This window comes from Shewanella sp. 30m-14 (genome assembly GCF_052977125.1).
The window spans coordinates 127,997-147,916 of record NZ_JBRILW010000012.1; the positions used below are offsets into that span (position 1 = coordinate 127,997).

A 19,920-nucleotide genomic window follows, 5' to 3' on the forward strand; every position below is an offset into this window, starting at 1 on the left:
TAAAAATGACTCGTTCTGACGAACTATTTGAGCAGGCTAAAAAGACCATCCCAGGTGGCGTTAACTCTCCAGTACGTGCATTCTCTGGTGTAGGTGGCTCTCCGCGCTTTATCGAGAAAGCTGATGGCGCTTATATCTTTGATGCCGATGGCAAAAAATATATCGATTACGTCGGTTCTTGGGGACCGATGATCTTAGGTCACAACCACCCAAAAATTCGTCAAGCTGTATTAGCTGCGGTTGAAAACGGTCTATCTTTTGGTGCACCGACTGAACTTGAAATCACTATGGCTGAAAAAGTCATCGAAATGGTTCCATCAATTGAACAAGTTCGTATGGTGAGTTCTGGTACTGAAGCAACCATGAGTGCTATCCGTTTAGCACGTGGCTTCACTAACCGTGACAAAATACTTAAGTTTGAAGGCTGCTACCACGGCCACGCTGACTGCTTGCTAGTTAAAGCCGGTTCTGGTGCACTAACTCTGGGTCAGCCTAGCTCTCCAGGTATTCCTGAAGATTTTGCTAAGCACACCCTAACTGCAACTTACAACGATCTAGAATCAGTTAAGGCTATCTTCGAGCAATACCCAGAAGAGATCTCTTGTATCATCATCGAGCCTGTAGCAGGCAACATGAACTGCATTCCGCCAATCGACGGTTTCTTACAAGGTCTACGTACAATCTGTGATCAGTACGGCGCACTGATGATTATCGATGAAGTCATGACAGGTTTCCGCGTATCTAAGAGCGGGGCACAAGGTCACTACGGCGTAACACCAGATCTTACTACGCTAGGTAAAGTGATCGGTGGCGGTATGCCAGTCGGTGCTTTTGGTGGTCGTAAAGATGTGATGCAGTTTATTGCGCCAACAGGCCCAGTTTACCAAGCAGGTACCCTATCTGGTAACCCAATTGCGATGTCTGCAGGTCTTGCACAAATGGAAGCACTTTGTGAAGAAGGCGTTTACGAGCAACTAGCAGCTAAGACTCAGTACATTGCTGAAGGCTTTAAAGCGGCGGCTAACAAGCACGGCATTCCAATGGCAATCAACTACGTTGGCGGCATGTTTGGTTTCTTCTTCACTGATGAGGAAACTGTGACTAACTTTGCCCAAGTGACTAAGTGTGACACAGCGCGGTTTGCTGAGTTCTACCACCTAATGCTAGATGAAGGTGTTTACCTAGCACCTAGCGCTTATGAAGCAGGTTTCTTATCACTTGCTCATGGTGAAGAAGAGCTTGAAGCAACACTGGCAGCAGCTGACCGCGTATTTGCTAAACTAGCAAAAGCGTAATCAATAAGCTTAAGCGCTGTAGACTAAACGTGTAAAACGACACTTTCACAGCGAGCTCAATACAAAGGAACACTTGGCTAAGTGTTCCTTTTTTATATCTACTATTTACGACATGCCATACAGCGAGAAGCGATTCCAATTATTTCGCTATCATAATTTACAGCTATAGCGTGATTTAGCTAACCCTTCTGCAAAATAAGTAAAAGCTTGACTTAGTTAAGGTAAAAACCTAGATAACATCAAAAATGCAGAATCAATCACTACAGCAAGCCTTTGCACCACCACCAATATCACACTTTAAAACAAAATAAGAGCGACTTAACAGTTGTCATACGTCTATTGCTGTGGTTTGATCTCGCCGCCTAACCTTAAAATAAACTTAATTTGGTGTATTCCGTGTCAGTTTAGGTACGCCATAACATCACCAATGTGAGTCGCCCTATGTTGTACGCATTTTTAATTTCGCTAGCAGTACTTGCTCTGTTAAGTATTGTGTTTGAAGAGATAACCCACCTCAATAAAGCAAAAACCACACTTTTCTTTGGCTGCATCTCCTGGATTGCCTTATTTATGGCCGCTGGTGATCCTACTCATGAGAAAATCATTGAACATCAGCTCAATGAAAATCTACTCGAGATTGCTACTCTCTGGTTATTTTTAATGTCGACAATGACCTTTGTTGCTTATCTCAACGCCAAGGGCATGATTCAAATATTGGTACAGAAGCTATTTCCACAGCGAGTTTCAGTGCGATTACTGATGATCCAAGTAGCCTTATTCTCGCTTGTGCTATCTGCAATTTGTGACAACGTTACCGCCACCTTAGTATCGCTGGGCTTGCTAACAACTTTTAAACTTGAAAAGCAGATGCGCCGCCGCATGGCAGTACTTATCATTTTTGCGGTCAATTCCGGCGGTGTCGCCTTGATAACGGGTGATGTCACCACCTTGATGATCTTCTTAGGCGGCCATGTGCGTATGTCTGAGCTACTGATGCTATTTGTGCCAGCAGCCGTGAGCGTGATGTTGTTAGCCGTATTGTTTTCATTAAAAGCTGAGGGTGAAGTCTGTACCAGCCCTATCACCAAGCAGGTTCGTTCCGTCGATGTGGTTATTGCGGTGATTTTCTTTGCCACTATCATCATGACCATGGCGCTCAACATCCTATTTGGGATCCCGCCAGTTCTGACCTTCTTAACTGGTCTTTCAGTAATGTTCTTAGTTGGTCATACAACGAGAAGCGATAAAGAGGAACTACAAATTCTTGAGTACATTCGCCAAGTTGAATACGACACACTACTGTTTTTCTTGGGCATTTTACTATTAGTTGGCATGCTTAAAGAGATAGGAACCTTGGATCTGCTCACCCAAGTGTATTCTCAATTTGACCCTAATATCTCTAACTTTGTCGCAGGTATAGGCTCTGCACTGTTAGATAATGTCCCGTTAACGGCTGCACTACTTAAAGCCGAACCAATACTCAACACACCAGAGTGGTTAGGGCTCACTTACGCTGTAGGTGTTGGTGGATCGCTACTGGTGATAGGCTCTGCAGCGGGAATTATAGCGATGAGCAAGGTTAAGGAGCTTACCTTTGTCAGCTATCTTAAATATGTCCCAGCGTTGACCCTTTGTTACAGCGTGGGCTACGGTTTAACCCTATTTTTGGCGTATCATCTATATGGTTAACAGTTAACCTGTTGTATTTTAGCCCGAAAACCAAAAGGCCTAACAATGTTAGGCCTTTTGTTGCTGTAATTGAATGCTGTAATTGCCTGTATCGGTATAAGCTTTAAATGGCTGGGACCTTAAACTCCGTACCTTCAATAGCAAGCACTACATCCCTTGGCCTTATCTCAACGATTGTCAGCTTACCTTGAATGCTATCGCCTTCTTGCAGCTCAGCGCCATCAACGTTTAGCCAACGGTTATCAGGCACGCTCGAGTAGACATGGGCATTAATATTAAATTCAGGTACTTGTAACTGTAATCCCGCAGGTAATTGTCCATATTTGGGGATAGCATCTGACTTGGGTGTCGTTGGAATCGGATCCAGCTTTTCCTCCGTCACCGGACTTGCAACCGCATTTTCACGTTCAACATCTTTAAGCGCCGCTTCAAACGCCGCTAACAAGTTATTATTGTTATCAGCTGGCTTTTCACGCTCTAGACCAACATCATTTGCTGCGTATTCAACTTGATACTTCAAAGACTCAAGCAGCTCATCGCCACGCTTATTGCTATGCGCCCCTAAAATAATCGGCTCATCAGCACTCAATTGCTGTGATGATGTCTGCGTCCCCTGCCTTGAAGAGTTCTGGTTTATTCTCGCTTGCTGCGAGCCACTGTGCTCTACACTCTCTTGTGCACTAAGCAATGCAGCCATTAAGTCATTAGATTGCAGCTTTGAGGTCACAAATTGAGTTTGGTTCGCACTGGGTGACTGCCCTACATTGCGTACAGTTGCGGCTTGGGTCTCAAAAGCCTGAGCCACTGGCAACGCCACCTTTCCCGCTAAGCGGACTTCAGATATAAGCTCGCCGCGACTTGATTCTGGTTCTAGTTCTGATTGTAATTGTCGTTGTGGCTGTAGTTGTGATGATGACGCTTTGGCTGAAACTGGTTTACCGTTCACGCCTAAGGTTTGCACAACCGCTCCAGCTTCTGGATATAGCACGCGGCTTAACAGCCAGGCCGCTAGAATCATTAGCAATAGTGAACAGGTAAAAATAACAGCAAACCTTGCACTATTGCTCGTCTGTCTTTCTCTGTACTGCGCTCTTGGAGTCAATACAACATCATGTGTTATCGCTTGAGACTGCTGCTTATCTCGCGTCACTGCATCGAGTAAAATCGACATTAATACAACCTTTTGTCTTGGCCTAAACGCGGGCCAGCATCACTTAAATATAAGTTGATCTGTACAAGCGTTTGCGCACCTGCGATACCATCAGCAATCAAACCATGTTGGCGTTGAAACGCCTTTAACTTTTGCTCTAACTCTGGATCAAAGCTGTTTACTAATCGAGGCGAGGTGTCGGTAACACGCGCTAAACTGTTTTCTAGCCACTGGATTTGGGCTTGATTAGCTAACTGTCCAATCTCTTTTGGCTGATTCTTTGGCGCTTGCCACAAGATCTCGAAGGTACCGGTAAAGTGACGGTTAAACCAGTCTCGACTTACCCATAATTGTTGCTCATCAAGTTGTAGCAAGATTTGATCACCCTGCCTTGAAACCACTGTGCCATAGAAAGCTTGCTGATTATCATCAGCTAAATACACCACAGCAGGATAATTAAGGCGGACTAAAGAGTGCCAATTACCTTGCTGCTGGAAACAATCAAGCCCCTGCTGTTTTGCAGCCTGACATGCAGATAAACCAATATAAGGCACCTTGCCCCACAAACCTAAAATGCTGGCATAAGCGGTATCAATATCACGACTTTCAGAGATAGCAGTATTGAGTACACGCTGGCTACTGCTTAACTGGCGGCGACTGTCCTCCTGTTTAGTCATGCTGACATCAGCCACTGCCGCAGTTTGTGTGGCTTCAACACTTGAAAAAGCGCTTGGCAAGCCACTTGAGCCTGATGGACTAAACAGATAAAACGCAACACCAAAGGTTGCAACAAGCGATGCAGCGACTGCAACAGGCAGTAATACACTTTTTTTCTCAGGCTCTTCACCTAAGACTTCAGCCGATGCTAAGCGCACCATCTTATTATCAATCGGCACTTTAGATTGCGCGTAGCTGGCCATAAGTGCCCTCTCACACAACAAGTTGATTAATCTTGGAATACCGCCGCTGTACTTGTGTAACGCCTTGATTGCGCTTTTGTGGAACAGCGGCTCATGACGCCCAGCCACTTGAAGTCGATGCTGCACATACAAGGCAACCTCCTCAAGCGTTAGCGGCAATAAATGATAACGAGCAGTAATTCGCTGTGCTAACTGACGCAGCTCTTGTCTTTTAAGTAATTGCTGTAGTTCTGGCTGCCCGATCAAAATCACTTGCAGTAGTTTTTTGGTATCAGTCTCTAGATTCGTCAACAGCCTTAACTGCTCAAGTACTTCGGCTCGAAGGTGCTGCGCTTCATCGATGATCAATACCGTATTGCGGTCTTTGCTGTGATTATCAAGCAAGAACTTACTGATTAAGTCTGTAAGCTGCTTTAGGCTTGGGTTGTCGCCATAAACAATGCCGAGCTCATCACACAAGGTTGCCAGTAATTCAGACTCGGTCAATGACGGGTTTAAAATAAATGCCGTATCGGTATTATCTGGAAGCTGCTGTAACAAACAACGTGAAACGGTGGTCTTGCCGGTACCTACTTCACCCGTTAGCAATACAAAGCCACCGGTTTCACCTAGCCCATAGGTAAGATGGGCTAAAGCCTCTCTATGGCGATCACTCAAAAACAGATAGTGAGGGTTCGGCGCGATAGAAAACGGATTATCATTTAAGCCAAAGAAAGCCTTATACATGCGAGCTTTTATCCTTTTAAAACCTGTAAAGCCAACCACAAGTGATGGGTTGGATTGTTTATGCACACGAGTTAGAGTGCGTTTAGAGATGAATTGCCAATTAATACTTTTAACCTGCATTCACCAACAAACGCGAGCGTTTCACTTCGACTTAAGCGCTAGCATGAGCACAAACCATAAGCATAAACGTAGAATTAAGACTCACGTTAAAGCCAAGGGCTATGCTTGTCAAAATTTGCTTTAACTTATTCAGCTAAAGTAAGCTCAATATCAAATTGAGACGCATATCTTGCCAGTAATCGTCCCATATTCGCTATCATAAGCCCTAAAGGCACAATCGTTCCGTGCTACACTCCCACCTAAGTTACTTAGCGAGAAACCTTGTGAAAATTTACCTAGTTGGCGGCGCCGTCCGCGACACATTACTCAACCTAGATGTGAAAGACCATGACTATATGGTGGTTGGCGCAACACCGCAGCAGATGCTTGCACTTGGTTACAATCAAGTAGGTAAAGACTTCCCGGTATTTTTACACCCTAAAACGGGGCAAGAACATGCGCTTGCACGCACTGAGCGTAAAACGGCCGCCGGTTATGGTGGTTTCAGTGTTGACGCTGCACCGAACGTGACCCTAGAGCAAGACCTGCTCCGCCGAGATTTAACCATTAATGCTATCGCCCAGGATGACGATGGGAAGTTATATGACCCATATAATGGCGTAGCGGATATAGAAAAGCGCATTTTAAGACACGTATCAGATGCATTTATCGAAGATCCGTTGCGAGTACTTCGCGTTGCACGCTTTGCCGCTCGCTTCCACTCTCTTGGGTTCACTATTGCGCCTGAAACCATTAATTTGATGACTAAAATAAGCCAAAGCGGTGAGCTTGAAGCCTTAACGGCTGAACGTGTCTTCGTCGAATTAGATAAGGCATTAGCCACCGATAGCCCACAGGTATTTTTCAAAGTATTAAGAGCTAGCGGCGCACTTGCAGTGCTATTTCCTGAGATTGAAGCCCTATTTGGCATTGAACAACCTCAAAAATGGCACCCAGAGATCGATACCGGCATTCACACTTTAATGGTACTTGAGCAAGCTGCTAAGCTGACAAAAGATAACGCTGTAAGGTTTGCTGCACTGGTACACGATTTAGGTAAAGCCCTTAGCCCGAAAGAGCATCTACCTAAACATTATGGACATGGCCAAAAGGGCTTACCACTCATTAAAGCCCTCTGTTTACGCATTCGAGTGCCTAATGAATATCGCGATCTTGCACTCTTGGTTAGCGACCAGCATCAAAATATTCATAACATAACCGAGCTTAGAGCCGACACCATCGTCAAACTATTTGATAAAGCAGATTTTTGGCGTAAGCCACAACGTCTACTGCAACTACTTATCGCTTGCGAAGCCGATAGTAAAGGTCGAGCGGGATTAGAATTAACCCCTTACCCTCAGGCGGATTACCTTAAGCAGTGTTTTTTAGCGGCTTCAGCTGTTGAGGTTAAGTCAATCATAGAGCAAGGCTATAAAGGCGCGGCGATCCGAGAGCAATTAAATATCGCTAGAATTATGGCTGTTCAGGCCATCAAGGACTTACACTAATTTTGATATAAATAAAAAACTCATCAAAAGTTCATACTTTTGGTCTAGTATTAGAGTTGTGTTAAATATGTATAATTTACACTTAGCTTGCAGTTGCGGTAATTTTCGCTAAGTTATTCAGGCCTTAGCGTTAAAATGCATAGCAAAATTTTTTGTCTGTGACATAATTAACCAGTTCAGTTGTCATGTGCAGCTGTACTTATTTAATCCAACCTAAATAAAGGGAATTCCCGATGAATAAAAAAGTACTTTTGATTGCTGGTGTAGCAATGACTGCCCTTCTAGGTGGCTGTGCAAACACTACTGCTCTTGAAGAAAGCGTTGCAAACCTAGGTAACAAAGTTGACCAGCTTTCAGCTGAAGTTAGCTCTCTAAAGTCAGATCACGCTAAAATGTCTGCAGACATCAACGATGCAGCTGCTGTAGGCGTTGCTGGTCTTGCTGAAGCAGAACGTGCTAACGCGCGTATCGACAACATCGCTTCTTCTTACAAGAAGTAATATGTTTAGGAATTTGGCCTAATTTTTATTCAGGCTAACTCCCAAGGCTTGGTTTCAGGTATTGCACTTGACCAAGCCTTAAATTTATCTGCAGTATCATTTTCCCAGCAAACCTCCCAACAGCTAATTACTATCCATTTACCGCCGCCTAAAACAAAACGTTAGCGCTAGTGTGTGATATCAATGCAGTCATGAAAGTGCAGACAATAAAAAAGCGCCCAATATGGACGCCTTTAAAATAATACCAATCAATAATCAACTTTACGATTAGCTTTGAATGTTCACCGGGATCCCAGCTTGAGTCAGTAACGCATCATTGGCTTTGCTGTAATCTACGTCTTCTTTACCAATAAACTCAACCACACCACGACTCATTTCACGGACCTTATCACTGCCACCGTTAGCCGTTGAAAGTGGCGAATGCACCTCGATTAATTGACGTCCATCAGGTTCTGTCGATGTTTTAACGGTTTCGTTGATAATCGTAACCTGGTCACCGTATTTTACCTTATCGAACAACCATTCAATGTCATCAGGATTGAGACGAATACAGCCTGCACTAACACGCATGCCGATGCCAAAGTCTTTGTTTGTTCCGTGAATAAGGTAGCTGCCGTCGCCATAAGAAAGCTGAATGGCAAACTTACCTAATGGGTTATCCGGCCCAGCGGGAACCACACGAGGTAACTCTTCGCCAAGTTCCTCTAAGTGCTCTTTACGAATACTAGCAGGCGGTGTCCAACTTGGATTAGGAATACGTGACTTGATCTTAGTGACCATTTCAGGTGTTTCTCGGCCAATACGGCCAATTCCCACAGGGAACACATGCACTTCTTTACCGCCTTTAGGGAAGTAATATAAACGCAGCTCAGCTAAATTAATCACCACACCTTTATGAGGCACATCAGGCAGTAACATTTGCGTTGGGATCAATAAACGGCTACCAGGTGTTGGCAAAAATGGGTCAACGCCAGGATTAGACTCCATCAATTCCAAAATACCGATATTGTATTGTTTTGAAATCGTCTGGAAGAAGTCCCCCTTCTGTACGACGTGCTCTTGCAACTCCCCAACTAGGCGACTGCCATCTTGAGGAATTGAATAAACATTGGCAAATGAAGTCAGTGGCAAAAATGCCAAGATGAACAACAGCAAATTACGCATCATCAGTTTTTCAGTTTCCGATTAGTTGAATAAGCAAAGGTTAACCTGAGCACAGATTATTTTCTAGTCATCACGTTAATAACAAAGTCGATTTCTAATGTATCAAACTGAGCATGTTGAATTTGATGACGCACCTTATCATTCGCACGCCATGCATACGGTGTCATTTCAAGTAGTGCTATTGCCTGTTCGCCCGATACACTTGCCGTAAGAGATAAGCGCTCACTATGCTGCAACTCAAGCTCTTTAGGTAAATTATCACTAACTGGCTTTTCAGATAAGTCTGGGTAGATAAACTCACGAATTTGCCATAAATGCCTAGGACCCGCAGCCACTTGCAGTATCACGCCATCTTGCTTCAGTACACGAGTCAACTCTTTGCCTTTTAACTGCTTATCGATCAACGTGACCAAATCAAAGCTTTCATTGGCAAAAGGTAAGTGCTTCAACGTTGAAACGATATAGGTAGGACTCGCCTCCGCTTTAGCAGCAGCAAATATGGCATTCTCAGCTTCACCGATACCCGTTTGGGTTAATGACAGCTCGGGCTTTAACTCAGACAAAATGCCCTTTACCGTACGCAAGAAGTAACCATCACCACAATCAAAGTCCAGCTGAGACAAGGCCTCTGCGGAGATAACTTGAGGTAACTCAGCAATAACCTTGGCAATCGCTTGTGCTAGCGGAATATAGATCCCCGACTCAAGTACATAGCGCTTAGCACGCATCACTGCGCGTGAGTCTGCTTTAGGTTTTTTGGGTTGGCTAAACACCCAGTAGCCTTGCTCATTGATGTCAAAGTGATGCTTGTTTTCACAGTGCAAGCCTTTCGACTCTTCATGCACCATAAAGGGTGACTGACATACAGGACAAAGATAAATACTATTCATAACACGCTCATCAATTAGCTTGAATGCTTAAATTATAGGGTGACTTTATCTATTTACAGGAAGATAAAGCCACATAACACCGCACCTAAAGCGAGGCGATAAATCACAAATGGTGTCATACCCATCTTACTTATGATCTTCAAAAAGTAATGGATACAGATATATGCCGCTATAAATGACACCACGATACCCAAACCCAGTGCTTGGTAATCGATAACTTGACCGCTATCGAGCAGATCTTTAGTGACCAAAATCGCAGCGCCTAAGCTCACAGGTACCGACATCAAAAATGAAAAACGTGCCGCGGCTTCGCGACTTAATCCTAGCATCAAGGCTGCGGTAATCGTAGCACCAGAACGTGAGGTACCCGGGATAAGCGCCATCGCCTGTGCAATACCAATCACAAGGGCTTTTTTCCAGCCGACTTGAAACTCATTAAACCCTTCACGCTGCATTTTATCTGCCCACCACAGTAATAGACCAAAAATAATGGTGGTGGCTGCAATCACTTCCATATTGCGAAAATGGGTTTCGATAAAACCTTTTGCGCTAAAACCAACAATTACAGCAGGAATAGTCGCTAAAATAATCCACCAAGATAACTTACTTTCTTGGGTTTGCTTACCTGTAACAATACTGCCAGTCCAAGCAGTAAACATTGATAACAGCTCGCGGCGGAAATACATCACCACGGCTAATAGCGATCCCGTATTGACTGCCACATCAAACGACAAGCCTTGATCTTCCCAGCCCAACAGCTGAGCAGGTAAAATAAGGTGAGCAGAACTTGAGATCGGCAAAAACTCGGTGAGACCCTGAATAAGAGCCAATATAATCACCTGAAAGGTATCCATAACTATCCTAAATCAAAAAAGGTTTACTTCGACCAGCTAAACTCTACTGGCCATAATGACTGCTGACTCTTGTCGTAGTTATCCCAAAGGGCTTGGTACGACTGTTGGACAACGGGGTGGATTAAAGAGGGAGCAATTTCCGCTAATGGCCATAAAACAAAGGCATTATAAAGGATCTCCGCTCTTGGAAGTTCTATTGGCTGAGTTGTAACGGTATCGTCATACAGCAATAGATCTAAATCTAAAGTTCTTGGGGCAAATTTCTTAGCCCCTTTCACTCGACCATGGTTCTGTTCAATCTGTTTAAAAGTGCTAACTACCTCAGCTATCGGTAACTCAGTTTGGGCGGCAACCACCATATTAAGAAAGTTAGTCCCTTCAAAACCCACAGCTTCACTTTCAAATACTGACGACAGTTCGAGCGCATCAAAATAGTCATTAAGATCGGTTAACGCAGCCTTAAGGTGACGCTCAGGTTCGATATTGCTACCAAGGCTGATAAAAATCTTCGCCATCTATGCATAACCTCTTTCAATCTCGACACCCACTGCAGATGCTGTGGGCACCGCTCCCGGCTTCATCACTTTAACTTTGACCCAAGGCACATTAAATTCACTCATCACACAAGCTGCAATCAACTCAGCTACGGTTTCAATTAACTCTATCGGCTTTTCGGTGATCAACGCTGTCAATCGGTTCGACACCGTTTCATAGCAAAGGGCATGCTGATAATCATCACTTGCTGCTGCAAGTCGATTATCCCAAGCCATGTCTAAGTCGATAAGCAAGCTCTGATGGATCTGTTTTTCCCACTCATAGATCCCGATTACGGTTTCAATTCTCAGTTCTCTAATCAGTACTTTATCCATGATGTCTCCAAAACGTTAATCAATGACTCTGAGGTCAGATAAGCTAAAACGAACAAAAGAGATATAATCCGCCCCAAAGCTGAAATATTACGCTAACGCTCTTTCTAACGAGACCAAACCAAAGTAGGATAACTCTCGCTATATAAAGAATTATTAAATAATTGTCGCTTATGAGAGCAAGGCTGCGACCAAAGCATTTCAAACAATATTTTATGTACTCGTTATGTGTTTAATTCATCTGTAACCAACAAAACACACAAGCACATTTTTTATGTGGCGCGATGATACCCTAAGAAGGATAAGGAAACCAATTTGACCGTAACTGTACTCACAATCGTCATGATCTTGGGCGCCTATTTGGCAGGCTCAGTGTCGAGTGCTGTTTTGGTGTGTAAGCTACGTGGTCTTCCCGATCCCCGCACCCAAGGCTCAGGGAACCCTGGCGCGACCAATGTGCTACGGATCGGTGGAGCCAGTTCTGCCGCGTTAGTGCTATTTTGCGATATGTTAAAAGGCGCCGCTCCCGCATACTTAGCCTTTAGACTTGGTGTCGACCCTATCGCATTGGGCGTGATTGCTATTGCCGCCTGTCTTGGGCATATTTTCCCAGTCTTTTTTGACTTCAAAGGCGGCAAAGGCGTCGCAACAGCATTCGGTGCTATGGCTCCTATCGGTCATGACCTAGCACTATGGTTAATGGGCTCATGGATTGTCATCCTTCTACTCACACGTTACTCCTCTTTCGCGGCAATTTGTACCGCGTTACTGGCTCCGGTATACACCTGGTGGCTCGATGACAGATTTACTATCCCAGTAGCCATGCTCTCGACGCTGATAGTAATTCGTCATAAAGACAATATTAAACGCCTGCTTAAGGGTGAAGAGTCTAAGATTTCTCGAAAAAAGCCATCGTGATATTAAAACAAATGCCTTTAACAATTGATTAGCTCGCTAGGATTAATCTCTGTACCTGCCCCTTTCAGCTTTCTTCTGCACGACCTATTTACACGAAAGAGTATTTTAGAAATTGCTTTTTAACTAAGGCTACCTATACTTGCTGCGATTGCTTTTTATCCATCGCGGACTATAACCGCGCCGATTTTGATTGAGTTGCTAGCTTGACCGAGCCGCAACCCGTTCTGACACTACCTCGAATACAGCGCTCAGCCTCTTTGAGCCTGCCAGTAAAGCTATCGTGTTCTCTCCTTTTGAGTACCTTTTGTTATGGTTCCACAATTAAGTGAAGCTGTGATGGATACCATTGCCGATGCATTGGTTGAAACCGGCTATATCGTTCTGTCCGACGCGCTACCGTTATCTGTATGTGAGCAGTTATTACAAAGCTCTAAAAGTGCCACTTGGGACGACTTTCGACCTGCGGCGATTGGACGTGGTGGCGAACAGCAACGCGTAGAAACGATACGCAGCGATAAAATTCGTTGGCTGTCAGAACAGCGCCCTTCAGACAAACTCTACCTTGAACTCATGACACAGCTTCGCGAGGGCATGAACAAACGACTGTTTTTAGGACTATTTGATTTTGAGAGCCACTACGCCATTTATGAGCCTGGTGCATTTTATCAAAAACATTCAGATGTATTACAAGGAACAAGAAATCGCATTTTAACCTCAGTCCTGTTCCTCAACCATGACTGGCAACCCGAGCATGCTGGTGAATTGATCGTATATGATAAAAGCGATAATAAACTAGCAACCATTACGCCTGAATTTGGTAAATGGGTGGTATTTTTAAGCGAACGCTTCCCCCACGAAGTACTGCGCACCGGAGTTAACCGTTACAGTATTGCGGGCTGGTTCCGTGTGAGTAACGCTAACCACGGATTTTAATAGATATACTGTAGTCATAAAAACGGCGCTCAATGAGCGCCGTTTTTTTATTTGTTTTAAAACCTTAATCAACAGGCTCTAAAGTATCGAGTGGCCATCTTGGCTGCCCTTTTACCGCTAGGTCTTCAACTTGACCCGCTCTTAAACGCTGCAGACCGGCATAGGCAATCATCGCGCCGTTATCGGTACAGAACTCACCGCGAGGGTAATACACTTTACCACCTAAGCCTTGCATCATATCGCTCAAAGATGAGCGTAGACGAGTATTCGCACTCACGCCGCCCGCAATCACAAGGTTCTTATAACCCGTCTGCTTTAAGGCGCGCTTACATTTAATCGCTAAGGTATCAACAACAGCTTCTTCAAAGGCGCAGGCGATATTGGCGCGAGTTTGATCATCTTTCGGCTCTGCAGCAATCGTATTTGCAGCAAACGTCTTAAGGCCAGAAAAACTCATGTTAAGCCCAGGCTTGTCTGTCATTGGACGAGGGAAGCGATAACTATTGGGTACGCCTTTAGCGGCAAGTTTTGACAACCTTGGACCACCAGGGTAATCAAGCCCCATTAATTTAGCGGTTTTATCAAATGCTTCACCAGCTGCATCATCAACAGACTCACCCAGCACTTCATAGCGGCCTATTCCTTCAACGCCAACCAGCATGGAATGACCGCCCGAAACCAACAAAGCAAGAAACGGAAACTCTGGTACGTCATCTTCCAGCATGGGCGCTAACAAGTGCCCTTCCATATGATGTACACCAATTGCAGGTTTATCCCAGGAAAATGCCAATGCACGCCCCACACAAGCACCGACTAATAATGCGCCAATAAGTCCAGGCCCTTTGGTATAAGCAATACCATCGATATCCTCGATAGTCATGTCAGCATCGGCTAACGCCTGGCGTATTAAAGGTACAATTTTGCGAACATGGTCGCGAGAGGCCAACTCAGGCACAACCCCACCATAGTCGGCATGCAATTTAACCTGACTGTAAAGCGCATGCGACAGCAAGCCCTTTTCATCGTCATAAACCGCAATTCCTGTTTCATCACAGGATGTTTCAATACCTAAAACCCGCATTATTTCTCGTCTTCGGTTGACATAATTACCGCTAATTCTACCTGTTGTGCTTTAATTACTCCATAGTCCTGTCACGGTCTGCGGATAATATCGACGAATATGCCCTATTCAGATCGCTTTAAGGGGTTTACAAGAGGGTGCGAGTCGGTATAGAATTCCGCACCATTTTTAAATAATCTGAGTCAAGTAATTGTCTCAATACAACCTACACCTAAGGGGTGATGGCGTATGCCAATTATTAAAGTACGTGAAAACGAACCATTCGACGTAGCTCTTCGTCGTTTCAAGCGCTCTTGTGAAAAAGCTGGTATCTTAGCTGACGTTCGCGCTCGTGAATTCTACGAGAAGCCAACTACTTGCCGCAAGCGTGCTAAAGCCGCTGCAGTTAAGCGTCTAGCTAAGAAGCTTTCTCGCGAAAACGCACGTCGCGTACGTTTATACTAATCTCATTATGAGCCTAGTTGATCAGCTAAAAGACCAAATGAAAGAAGCCATGCGCGCGAAAGAAAAGCTGCGTTTGGGGACGATTCGTATGGCACTAGCCGCCGTTAAGCAAGTTGAAGTGGATACCCGCGAAACTCTGACTAACGACCAAGCTATAGCGGTCTTAACCAAAATGGTAAAGCAGCGTCGCGATTCTATTGCTCAATATGAAGCAGCAGGCCGTGACGAACTAGCGCAGATAGAAGCAGAAGAAATTCTAGTTTTAGAAAAGTTTTTGCCTCAACCTCTTTCAGAAGAGGAAGTCATTGCGTTAGTTGATGCAAGCATCGTTGAGATGGGAGCATCCACCATGGCGGATATGGGTAAAGTAATGGGAGCATTAAAACCAAAGGTAATGGGTAGAGCTGACATGGCGGCAATTGGCGCTATGATCCGTGCAAAACTCAAATAACTTTAGTTTTATTGCATGAATGAGCCGTGCTTCTGCACGGCTTGTTTGTTTTCGAAATTCCCAAATTTGATTTCACGAAACTTTTGATTTCACGTAACAAGGCGGCATTTAACAATACTAATGGCGATACCTCGTGATTTTATTAATGAGCTAGTAGCTCGCACTGATATTGTCGATCTCATCGACCCTAAAGTGCCCCTAAAAAAGGCGGGTAAAAACCACTCTGCCTGTTGTCCTTTTCATAGCGAAAAATCTCCCTCTTTTACAGTCAGCAGAGACAAGCAGTTTTATCATTGCTTTGGCTGCGGCGCGCACGGCAACGTCATCGATTTTGTCATGGAATATGACCGACTCGACTTTGTTGATGCCATTGAAGAACTCGCCGGACAATTGGGACTTGAAGTTCCACGGGAGCAAGGTACAGGGAAGCCACGCGATCAAGAATTGAGTCGCGATTTATATCAGTTAATGGAAGAAGCTAGCCTATTCTTTCAAAGCCAACTAAGGCAACACACAGACAAACATAAAGTCCTTGATTATCTTGAACATCGAGGCCTTTCAAAAGAAGTGGTTGAACACTTCAATATCGGCTTTGCACCCGATGGGTGGGATGGCTTACTCAGCCGTTACCGTCAAAACCAAGACTCGCAAGACAAGCTGCTTACCGCAGGAATGGTGATCGAGAACGACAGTGGCAAACGCTACGATAGATTCCGCGACCGCCTAATGTTTCCAATCCGAGACAGACGCGGACGAGTCATCGGCTTTGGAGGCAGAGTTTTAGGAGACGGTACACCGAAGTACTTGAATTCTCCAGAAACGCCCATATTTCATAAGGGTAATGAGCTTTATGGCCTATATGAATTAAAACAGCGTCACCGCGAACCACAAAGAGTCTTGATTGTTGAAGGCTATATGGACGTAGTGGCACTGGCACAGTTTGATGTTGACTATGCGGTAGCTTCTTTAGGTACATCGACCACAGCTGATCAATTTCAGTTGCTACTACGTAGTGCAAAAGAAGTCATCTGTTGTTATGACGGTGATAAAGCCGGAAAAGAAGCTGCATGGCGCGCACTAGAAACTTCACTGCCGCTGCTGAAACCAGGTAATCAGGTTCGATTTATGTTTCTTCCTGAAGGTGAAGATCCCGATACCTTGGTTAGGCAAATTGGCAAAGAAGCGTTTGAAGCGCAAATTGACCAAGCTATGGCACTTCCTGAGTTTTTGTTTGAGAACCTCACAAAAACTTATGGCAATGAAGATAAGAGTGTATTGGCAAAAAATGCCATTAAACTCATAGAAAAAGTACAGGACACTGTATTACAGAGCCTGTTACTCGAAGATTTAGCACACAAGCTAAGAATGAACGGTGCCGATGAGCTTAAGCGAAAATTTAACTTTTCAACTAAGATGGCCGAAAAGCCAAGTCAGCACAAAGCGTTGAAAGGACGAGGTACGCCTCTGCGATTAGCCATCGCGTTGCTAGTACAACATCCGCATTTGGGTGAAAAACTACCCGAACAACCAGCGCTAAAACATATACAGATGGCCGGCATAGACTTGCTGACCCTTGTATTAGATTTAACTCGCGGGCAAGCAATAAGCAGCGCACAACTACTTGAACAGTTCAGGGGCGATAACCAATTCAGCACCCTAAAAAAACTGACCCAATGGGATCATCAAGTGGCGGATGAAAACTTGCTTCAAAAGTTAAAAGAAACCCTCGTGTGGTTAAATAACCAGTATCTTGAACAACGTTATCAGGAACTGAGTATGAAGAAGAACCTCACGAAAGAAGAGCGGTTACAGCTTAGTAAGCTAATTTCAGTGATTAAAAGTAAGGCTTAGATAGAGATTTAGCCTCAAAAGTAAACACTTGGACTAGCACAGAGAAGCACCGAAGGCTATAATTGACGACTTGCGCGGCTGTTTTTTGCCCGTCGTTTTAACTGTTTCCCAACTTGGATGATATCTATGGATCATACTCCGCAGTCGCAACTTAAATTGTTGCTCGCCAAAGGTAAAGAGCAAGGTTACTTAACCTATGCAGAAGTGAACGATCACTTACCTGCAGACATGGTCGATTCTGACCAGATTGAAGATATTATCCAGATGATCAATGACATGGGTATTCGAGTCTATGAACAGGCTCCGGATGCTGATGATATCATGATGTCTGAAGACAGCACCGATGAGGATGCTGCTGAAGAAGCTGCTGCTGCGCTTGCAACAGTAGAATCTGAATTAGGTCGTACAACCGACCCAGTACGTATGTATATGCGTGAAATGGGTACCGTTGAACTTCTTACTCGTGAAGGCGAGATTGTTATCGCTAAACGTATCGAAGAAGGTATCAACACGGTTCAAGCATCTGTAGCGGAATATCCGCAAGCGATTGCTATGATCCTTGAGCAATTCGACCGTTATGAAGCTGAAGAAGTCAGACTATCTGACATTATCTCAGGCTTCATCGATCCAAATGCTGAAGATGTTGCTCCAACTGCAACTCACGTTGGTTCTGATTTATCTGATGATGAATTAGATGATGAAGACGACGATGACGATGATGATGATGACGAAGAAGAGGAAGGTCCAAAGGGTCCTGATCCTGAAGAAGCTAAAGAGAAATTCACTACGCTTCGCGTCGCTCATGAAAACGCATTAAGAATCATTGCAGAAAAAGGCCGTGGTCACCCTGAGTCGACTGTCGCCCTTTTTGAAATTGGCGAGATCTTCAAAGAGTTCCGTTTAATGCCTAAGCAGTTTGACCGCTTAGTTAAAAACATGCGCTCTATGATGGATAAAGTCCGTGTTCAAGAACGTTTGATCATGAAGCTATGTGTTGAACAAGCTAAAATGCCGAAGAAAAACTTCGTCAAAGTTTATACTAGCAACGAAAGCAGCATTGAATGGTTCAATGACGAACTCGCATCAGGTAAATCATATGTAGAAGGTCTACAAATGGTTGAATTTGATGTACAGCGTTGTCGTGCAAAGCTTGATGCTATCGAAGTTGAAACGGGTCTAGCGATCGGTGCAATTAAAGATATCAACCGTCGTATGTCTATCGGTGAAGCGAAAGCTCGTCGTGCGAAGAAAGAGATGGTTGAAGCAAACTTACGTCTAGTAATTTCTATCGCGAAAAAGTACACCAACCGTGGTCTACAGTTCTTGGATCTAATCCAGGAAGGTAATATCGGCTTGATGAAAGCGGTAGATAAGTTCGAATACCGTCGTGGTTATAAGTTCTCAACTTATGCGACTTGGTGGATCCGTCAGGCGATCACTCGCTCTATTGCTGACCAAGCAAGAACGATCCGTATCCCAGTACATATGATTGAGACAATCAACAAGCTTAACCGTATCTCTCGCCAAATGTTGCAAGAGATGGGTCGTGAACCTTCTCCTGAAGAGTTGGCAGAGCGCATGTTAATGCCTGAAGATAAGATCCGTAAGGTACTTAAGATAGCTAAAGAGCCGATCTCAATGGAAACGCCTATTGGTGACGATGAAGATTCGCACTTAGGTGACTTCATTGAAGATACGACGCTTGAACTACCTCTTGACTCAGCGACAGGCGAAAGCTTGAAGAACGCGACTCACGAAGTCTTAGCAGGTCTAACGGCTCGTGAAGCTAAAGTACTGCGTATGCGTTTTGGTATCGACATGAATACTGATCACACGCTAGAAGAAGTGGGCAAGCAGTTTGACGTAACACGTGAACGTATTCGTCAGATTGAAGCTAAAGCGCTACGTAAGTTGCGTCACCCTTCTCGCTCTGAGATCTTAAAGTCGTTCCTAGACGAGTAATCGTCAAACACTTTAACTCAAATAGAAAAGCTGCCAAATAGGCAGCTTTTTTTGCTTAAAAATGGGTATGACTACCGCTGTGAGTAATCAATCAAAGCTCCCCCTCAGATTAAGCACCTCAATACTACGCGTAACAAAACTATCTGTAACCTAGTCGCTATGACCTTGAATTTTGCTCAAAAATTCGATTAATCATAAAAGTAGTCATTAAAACCAAGCCATATTGATTAACAGATAAGCAGTCGTGCATCTATAAGTGTATTTCGAGTAAAATCTCTGGTGACAAGCGCCAGTAAACCTCGTATACTTCTCAGCGCTTTCGATAGTGACGACTATCTTAAGTCGGCCCCTTAGCTCAGTTGGTTAGAGCATACGACTCATAATCGTCAGGTCCCCAGTTCGAGTCTGGGAGGGGCCACCAAATTAAAACGAAGAAGCCTACCTTGTGTAGGCTTTTTTGTATCTGCAGAAAATTACGACTAACAACAGAAACTATAATCGTCATCAATTCATGCAGTTCAAGTCTGCAAGAATCCACCAATTTAAAACGAAGAAGCCTACCTTGTGTAGGCTTTTTTGTATCTGCAGAAAATTACGACTAACAACAGAAACTATAATC

The 19,920-nt window shown here is 44.3% G+C and carries 18 protein-coding genes and 1 tRNA gene; 11 read left to right on the top strand and 8 right to left on the bottom strand.

Annotated features, from left to right (window positions below; all coding sequences use genetic code 11):
* The first annotated feature begins 5 nt into the window (after nucleotides 1-5).
* Nucleotides 6-1,295 (top strand): glutamate-1-semialdehyde 2,1-aminomutase, encoded by a 1,290-nt coding sequence (hemL, locus tag ACVBIU_RS10985; protein WP_447163743.1) that lies wholly within the window; start codon nucleotides 6-8, stop codon nucleotides 1,293-1,295.
* A gap of 441 nt (nucleotides 1,296-1,736) precedes the next feature.
* On the top strand, nucleotides 1,737-2,984 hold the full coding sequence (gene nhaD / locus ACVBIU_RS10990; protein WP_447160364.1) for a sodium:proton antiporter NhaD: 1,248 nt from the start codon (nucleotides 1,737-1,739) through the stop codon (nucleotides 2,982-2,984).
* A gap of 103 nt (nucleotides 2,985-3,087) precedes the next feature.
* On the opposite strand, the gene ACVBIU_RS10995 is transcribed toward nhaD, so the two are convergent.
* The gene (locus ACVBIU_RS10995) at nucleotides 3,088-4,155 is read right to left on the bottom strand and encodes a general secretion pathway protein GspB (protein ID WP_447163744.1); all 1,068 of its coding nucleotides are present in this window, start codon (nucleotides 4,153-4,155) and stop codon (nucleotides 3,088-3,090) included.
* Nucleotides 4,155-5,780: an AAA family ATPase gene (locus ACVBIU_RS11000; RefSeq protein ID WP_447163745.1), complete on the bottom strand. Its 1,626-nt coding sequence runs from the start codon at nucleotides 5,778-5,780 to the stop codon at nucleotides 4,155-4,157. The genes ACVBIU_RS10995 and ACVBIU_RS11000 overlap by 1 nt, the downstream gene beginning before the upstream one ends.
* Nucleotides 5,781-6,163: 383 nt before the next feature.
* On the opposite strand from ACVBIU_RS11000, the gene ACVBIU_RS11005 reads away from it, so the two are divergent.
* Both ACVBIU_RS11005 and ACVBIU_RS11010 read left to right on the top strand, forming a co-directional pair.
* The gene (locus tag ACVBIU_RS11005; protein ID WP_447163746.1) at nucleotides 6,164-7,387 is read left to right on the top strand and encodes a multifunctional CCA addition/repair protein; all 1,224 of its coding nucleotides are present in this window, start codon (nucleotides 6,164-6,166) and stop codon (nucleotides 7,385-7,387) included.
* A gap of 233 nt (nucleotides 7,388-7,620) precedes the next feature.
* Nucleotides 7,621-7,887: an Lpp/OprI family alanine-zipper lipoprotein gene (locus tag ACVBIU_RS11010; RefSeq protein ID WP_447160360.1), complete on the top strand. Its 267-nt coding sequence runs from the start codon at nucleotides 7,621-7,623 to the stop codon at nucleotides 7,885-7,887.
* A gap of 267 nt (nucleotides 7,888-8,154) precedes the next feature.
* On the opposite strand, the gene ACVBIU_RS11015 is transcribed toward ACVBIU_RS11010, so the two are convergent.
* The 5 genes from ACVBIU_RS11015 to folB are packed head-to-tail and all read right to left on the bottom strand — an operon-like array spanning nucleotide 8,155 to nucleotide 11,664.
* The gene (locus ACVBIU_RS11015) at nucleotides 8,155-9,054 is read right to left on the bottom strand and encodes a L,D-transpeptidase family protein (protein ID WP_447163747.1); all 900 of its coding nucleotides are present in this window, start codon (nucleotides 9,052-9,054) and stop codon (nucleotides 8,155-8,157) included.
* A gap of 53 nt (nucleotides 9,055-9,107) precedes the next feature.
* On the bottom strand, nucleotides 9,108-9,941 hold the full coding sequence (locus ACVBIU_RS11020; protein WP_447162700.1) for a putative RNA methyltransferase: 834 nt from the start codon (nucleotides 9,939-9,941) through the stop codon (nucleotides 9,108-9,110).
* 53 nt (nucleotides 9,942-9,994) lie between these two features.
* Nucleotides 9,995-10,795 carry an undecaprenyl-diphosphate phosphatase gene (locus tag ACVBIU_RS11025; protein ID WP_447162701.1) on the bottom strand — a complete coding sequence of 267 codons (801 nt, stop codon included), beginning with the start codon at nucleotides 10,793-10,795 and terminating at the stop codon, nucleotides 9,995-9,997.
* Between the two features lie 23 nt (nucleotides 10,796-10,818).
* Nucleotides 10,819-11,310 (bottom strand): 2-amino-4-hydroxy-6-hydroxymethyldihydropteridine diphosphokinase, encoded by a 492-nt coding sequence (folK, locus tag ACVBIU_RS11030; protein ID WP_447162702.1) that lies wholly within the window; start codon nucleotides 11,308-11,310, stop codon nucleotides 10,819-10,821.
* The gene (gene folB / locus ACVBIU_RS11035) at nucleotides 11,311-11,664 is read right to left on the bottom strand and encodes a dihydroneopterin aldolase (protein ID WP_447162703.1); all 354 of its coding nucleotides are present in this window, start codon (nucleotides 11,662-11,664) and stop codon (nucleotides 11,311-11,313) included. It lies immediately after the preceding gene.
* A gap of 312 nt (nucleotides 11,665-11,976) precedes the next feature.
* Here folB and plsY point away from each other — a divergent pair, with 312 nt between their 5' ends.
* Both plsY and ACVBIU_RS11045 read left to right on the top strand, forming a co-directional pair.
* Complete coding sequence (gene plsY / locus ACVBIU_RS11040; protein WP_447162704.1) at nucleotides 11,977-12,579, top strand: glycerol-3-phosphate 1-O-acyltransferase PlsY; 603 nt, start codon at nucleotides 11,977-11,979, stop codon at nucleotides 12,577-12,579.
* A gap of 309 nt (nucleotides 12,580-12,888) precedes the next feature.
* Entirely contained in the window at nucleotides 12,889-13,512 is a 624-nt protein-coding gene (locus ACVBIU_RS11045; RefSeq protein WP_447162705.1) for a 2OG-Fe(II) oxygenase, read from the top strand.
* Between the two features lie 64 nt (nucleotides 13,513-13,576).
* On the opposite strand, the gene tsaD is transcribed toward ACVBIU_RS11045, so the two are convergent.
* Complete coding sequence (gene tsaD / locus ACVBIU_RS11050) at nucleotides 13,577-14,593, bottom strand: tRNA (adenosine(37)-N6)-threonylcarbamoyltransferase complex transferase subunit TsaD (protein WP_447160353.1); 1,017 nt, start codon at nucleotides 14,591-14,593, stop codon at nucleotides 13,577-13,579.
* Nucleotides 14,594-14,821: 228 nt separating this feature from the next.
* On the opposite strand from tsaD, the gene rpsU reads away from it, so the two are divergent.
* The 5 genes from rpsU to ACVBIU_RS11075 all read left to right on the top strand — a co-directional run bounded on the left by rpsU (nucleotide 14,822) and on the right by ACVBIU_RS11075 (nucleotide 19,722).
* Complete coding sequence (gene rpsU / locus ACVBIU_RS11055) at nucleotides 14,822-15,037, top strand: 30S ribosomal protein S21 (protein WP_142872304.1); 216 nt, start codon at nucleotides 14,822-14,824, stop codon at nucleotides 15,035-15,037.
* Nucleotides 15,038-15,044: 7 nt separating this feature from the next.
* Nucleotides 15,045-15,488: a GatB/YqeY domain-containing protein gene (locus tag ACVBIU_RS11060; RefSeq protein ID WP_299801993.1), complete on the top strand. Its 444-nt coding sequence runs from the start codon at nucleotides 15,045-15,047 to the stop codon at nucleotides 15,486-15,488.
* A 120-nt stretch (nucleotides 15,489-15,608) separates the two neighbouring features.
* Nucleotides 15,609-17,339 (top strand): DNA primase, encoded by a 1,731-nt coding sequence (dnaG, locus tag ACVBIU_RS11065; protein WP_447160352.1) that lies wholly within the window; start codon nucleotides 15,609-15,611, stop codon nucleotides 17,337-17,339.
* Between the two features lie 126 nt (nucleotides 17,340-17,465).
* Nucleotides 17,466-19,301, top strand: a complete 1,836-nt coding sequence (gene rpoD, locus ACVBIU_RS11070; RefSeq protein ID WP_447160351.1) for an RNA polymerase sigma factor RpoD — start codon at nucleotides 17,466-17,468, stop codon at nucleotides 19,299-19,301.
* A gap of 344 nt (nucleotides 19,302-19,645) precedes the next feature.
* A tRNA-Ile gene (locus tag ACVBIU_RS11075) sits at nucleotides 19,646-19,722 on the top strand.
* The last annotated feature ends 198 nt before the right edge of the window (nucleotides 19,723-19,920 follow it).

Coding starts and splice junctions, on each gene's coding strand:
- hemL (WP_447163743.1), top strand. CDS start 6: ATGACTCGTTCTGACGAACTATTTGAGCAGGCTAAAAAGACCATCCCA.
- nhaD (WP_447160364.1), top strand. CDS start 1,737: ATGTTGTACGCATTTTTAATTTCGCTAGCAGTACTTGCTCTGTTAAGT.
- ACVBIU_RS10995 (WP_447163744.1), bottom strand. CDS start 4,155: ATGTCGATTTTACTCGATGCAGTGACGCGAGATAAGCAGCAGTCTCAA.
- ACVBIU_RS11000 (WP_447163745.1), bottom strand. CDS start 5,780: ATGTATAAGGCTTTCTTTGGCTTAAATGATAATCCGTTTTCTATCGCG.
- ACVBIU_RS11010 (WP_447160360.1), top strand. CDS start 7,621: ATGAATAAAAAAGTACTTTTGATTGCTGGTGTAGCAATGACTGCCCTT.
- ACVBIU_RS11015 (WP_447163747.1), bottom strand. CDS start 9,054: ATGATGCGTAATTTGCTGTTGTTCATCTTGGCATTTTTGCCACTGACT.
- ACVBIU_RS11020 (WP_447162700.1), bottom strand. CDS start 9,941: ATGAATAGTATTTATCTTTGTCCTGTATGTCAGTCACCCTTTATGGTG.
- ACVBIU_RS11025 (WP_447162701.1), bottom strand. CDS start 10,795: ATGGATACCTTTCAGGTGATTATATTGGCTCTTATTCAGGGTCTCACC.
- folK (WP_447162702.1), bottom strand. CDS start 11,310: ATGGCGAAGATTTTTATCAGCCTTGGTAGCAATATCGAACCTGAGCGT.
- folB (WP_447162703.1), bottom strand. CDS start 11,664: ATGGATAAAGTACTGATTAGAGAACTGAGAATTGAAACCGTAATCGGG.
- ACVBIU_RS11045 (WP_447162705.1), top strand. CDS start 12,889: ATGGTTCCACAATTAAGTGAAGCTGTGATGGATACCATTGCCGATGCA.
- tsaD (WP_447160353.1), bottom strand. CDS start 14,593: ATGCGGGTTTTAGGTATTGAAACATCCTGTGATGAAACAGGAATTGCG.
- rpsU (WP_142872304.1), top strand. CDS start 14,822: ATGCCAATTATTAAAGTACGTGAAAACGAACCATTCGACGTAGCTCTT.
- ACVBIU_RS11060 (WP_299801993.1), top strand. CDS start 15,045: ATGAGCCTAGTTGATCAGCTAAAAGACCAAATGAAAGAAGCCATGCGC.
- dnaG (WP_447160352.1), top strand. CDS start 15,609: ATGGCGATACCTCGTGATTTTATTAATGAGCTAGTAGCTCGCACTGAT.
- rpoD (WP_447160351.1), top strand. CDS start 17,466: ATGGATCATACTCCGCAGTCGCAACTTAAATTGTTGCTCGCCAAAGGT.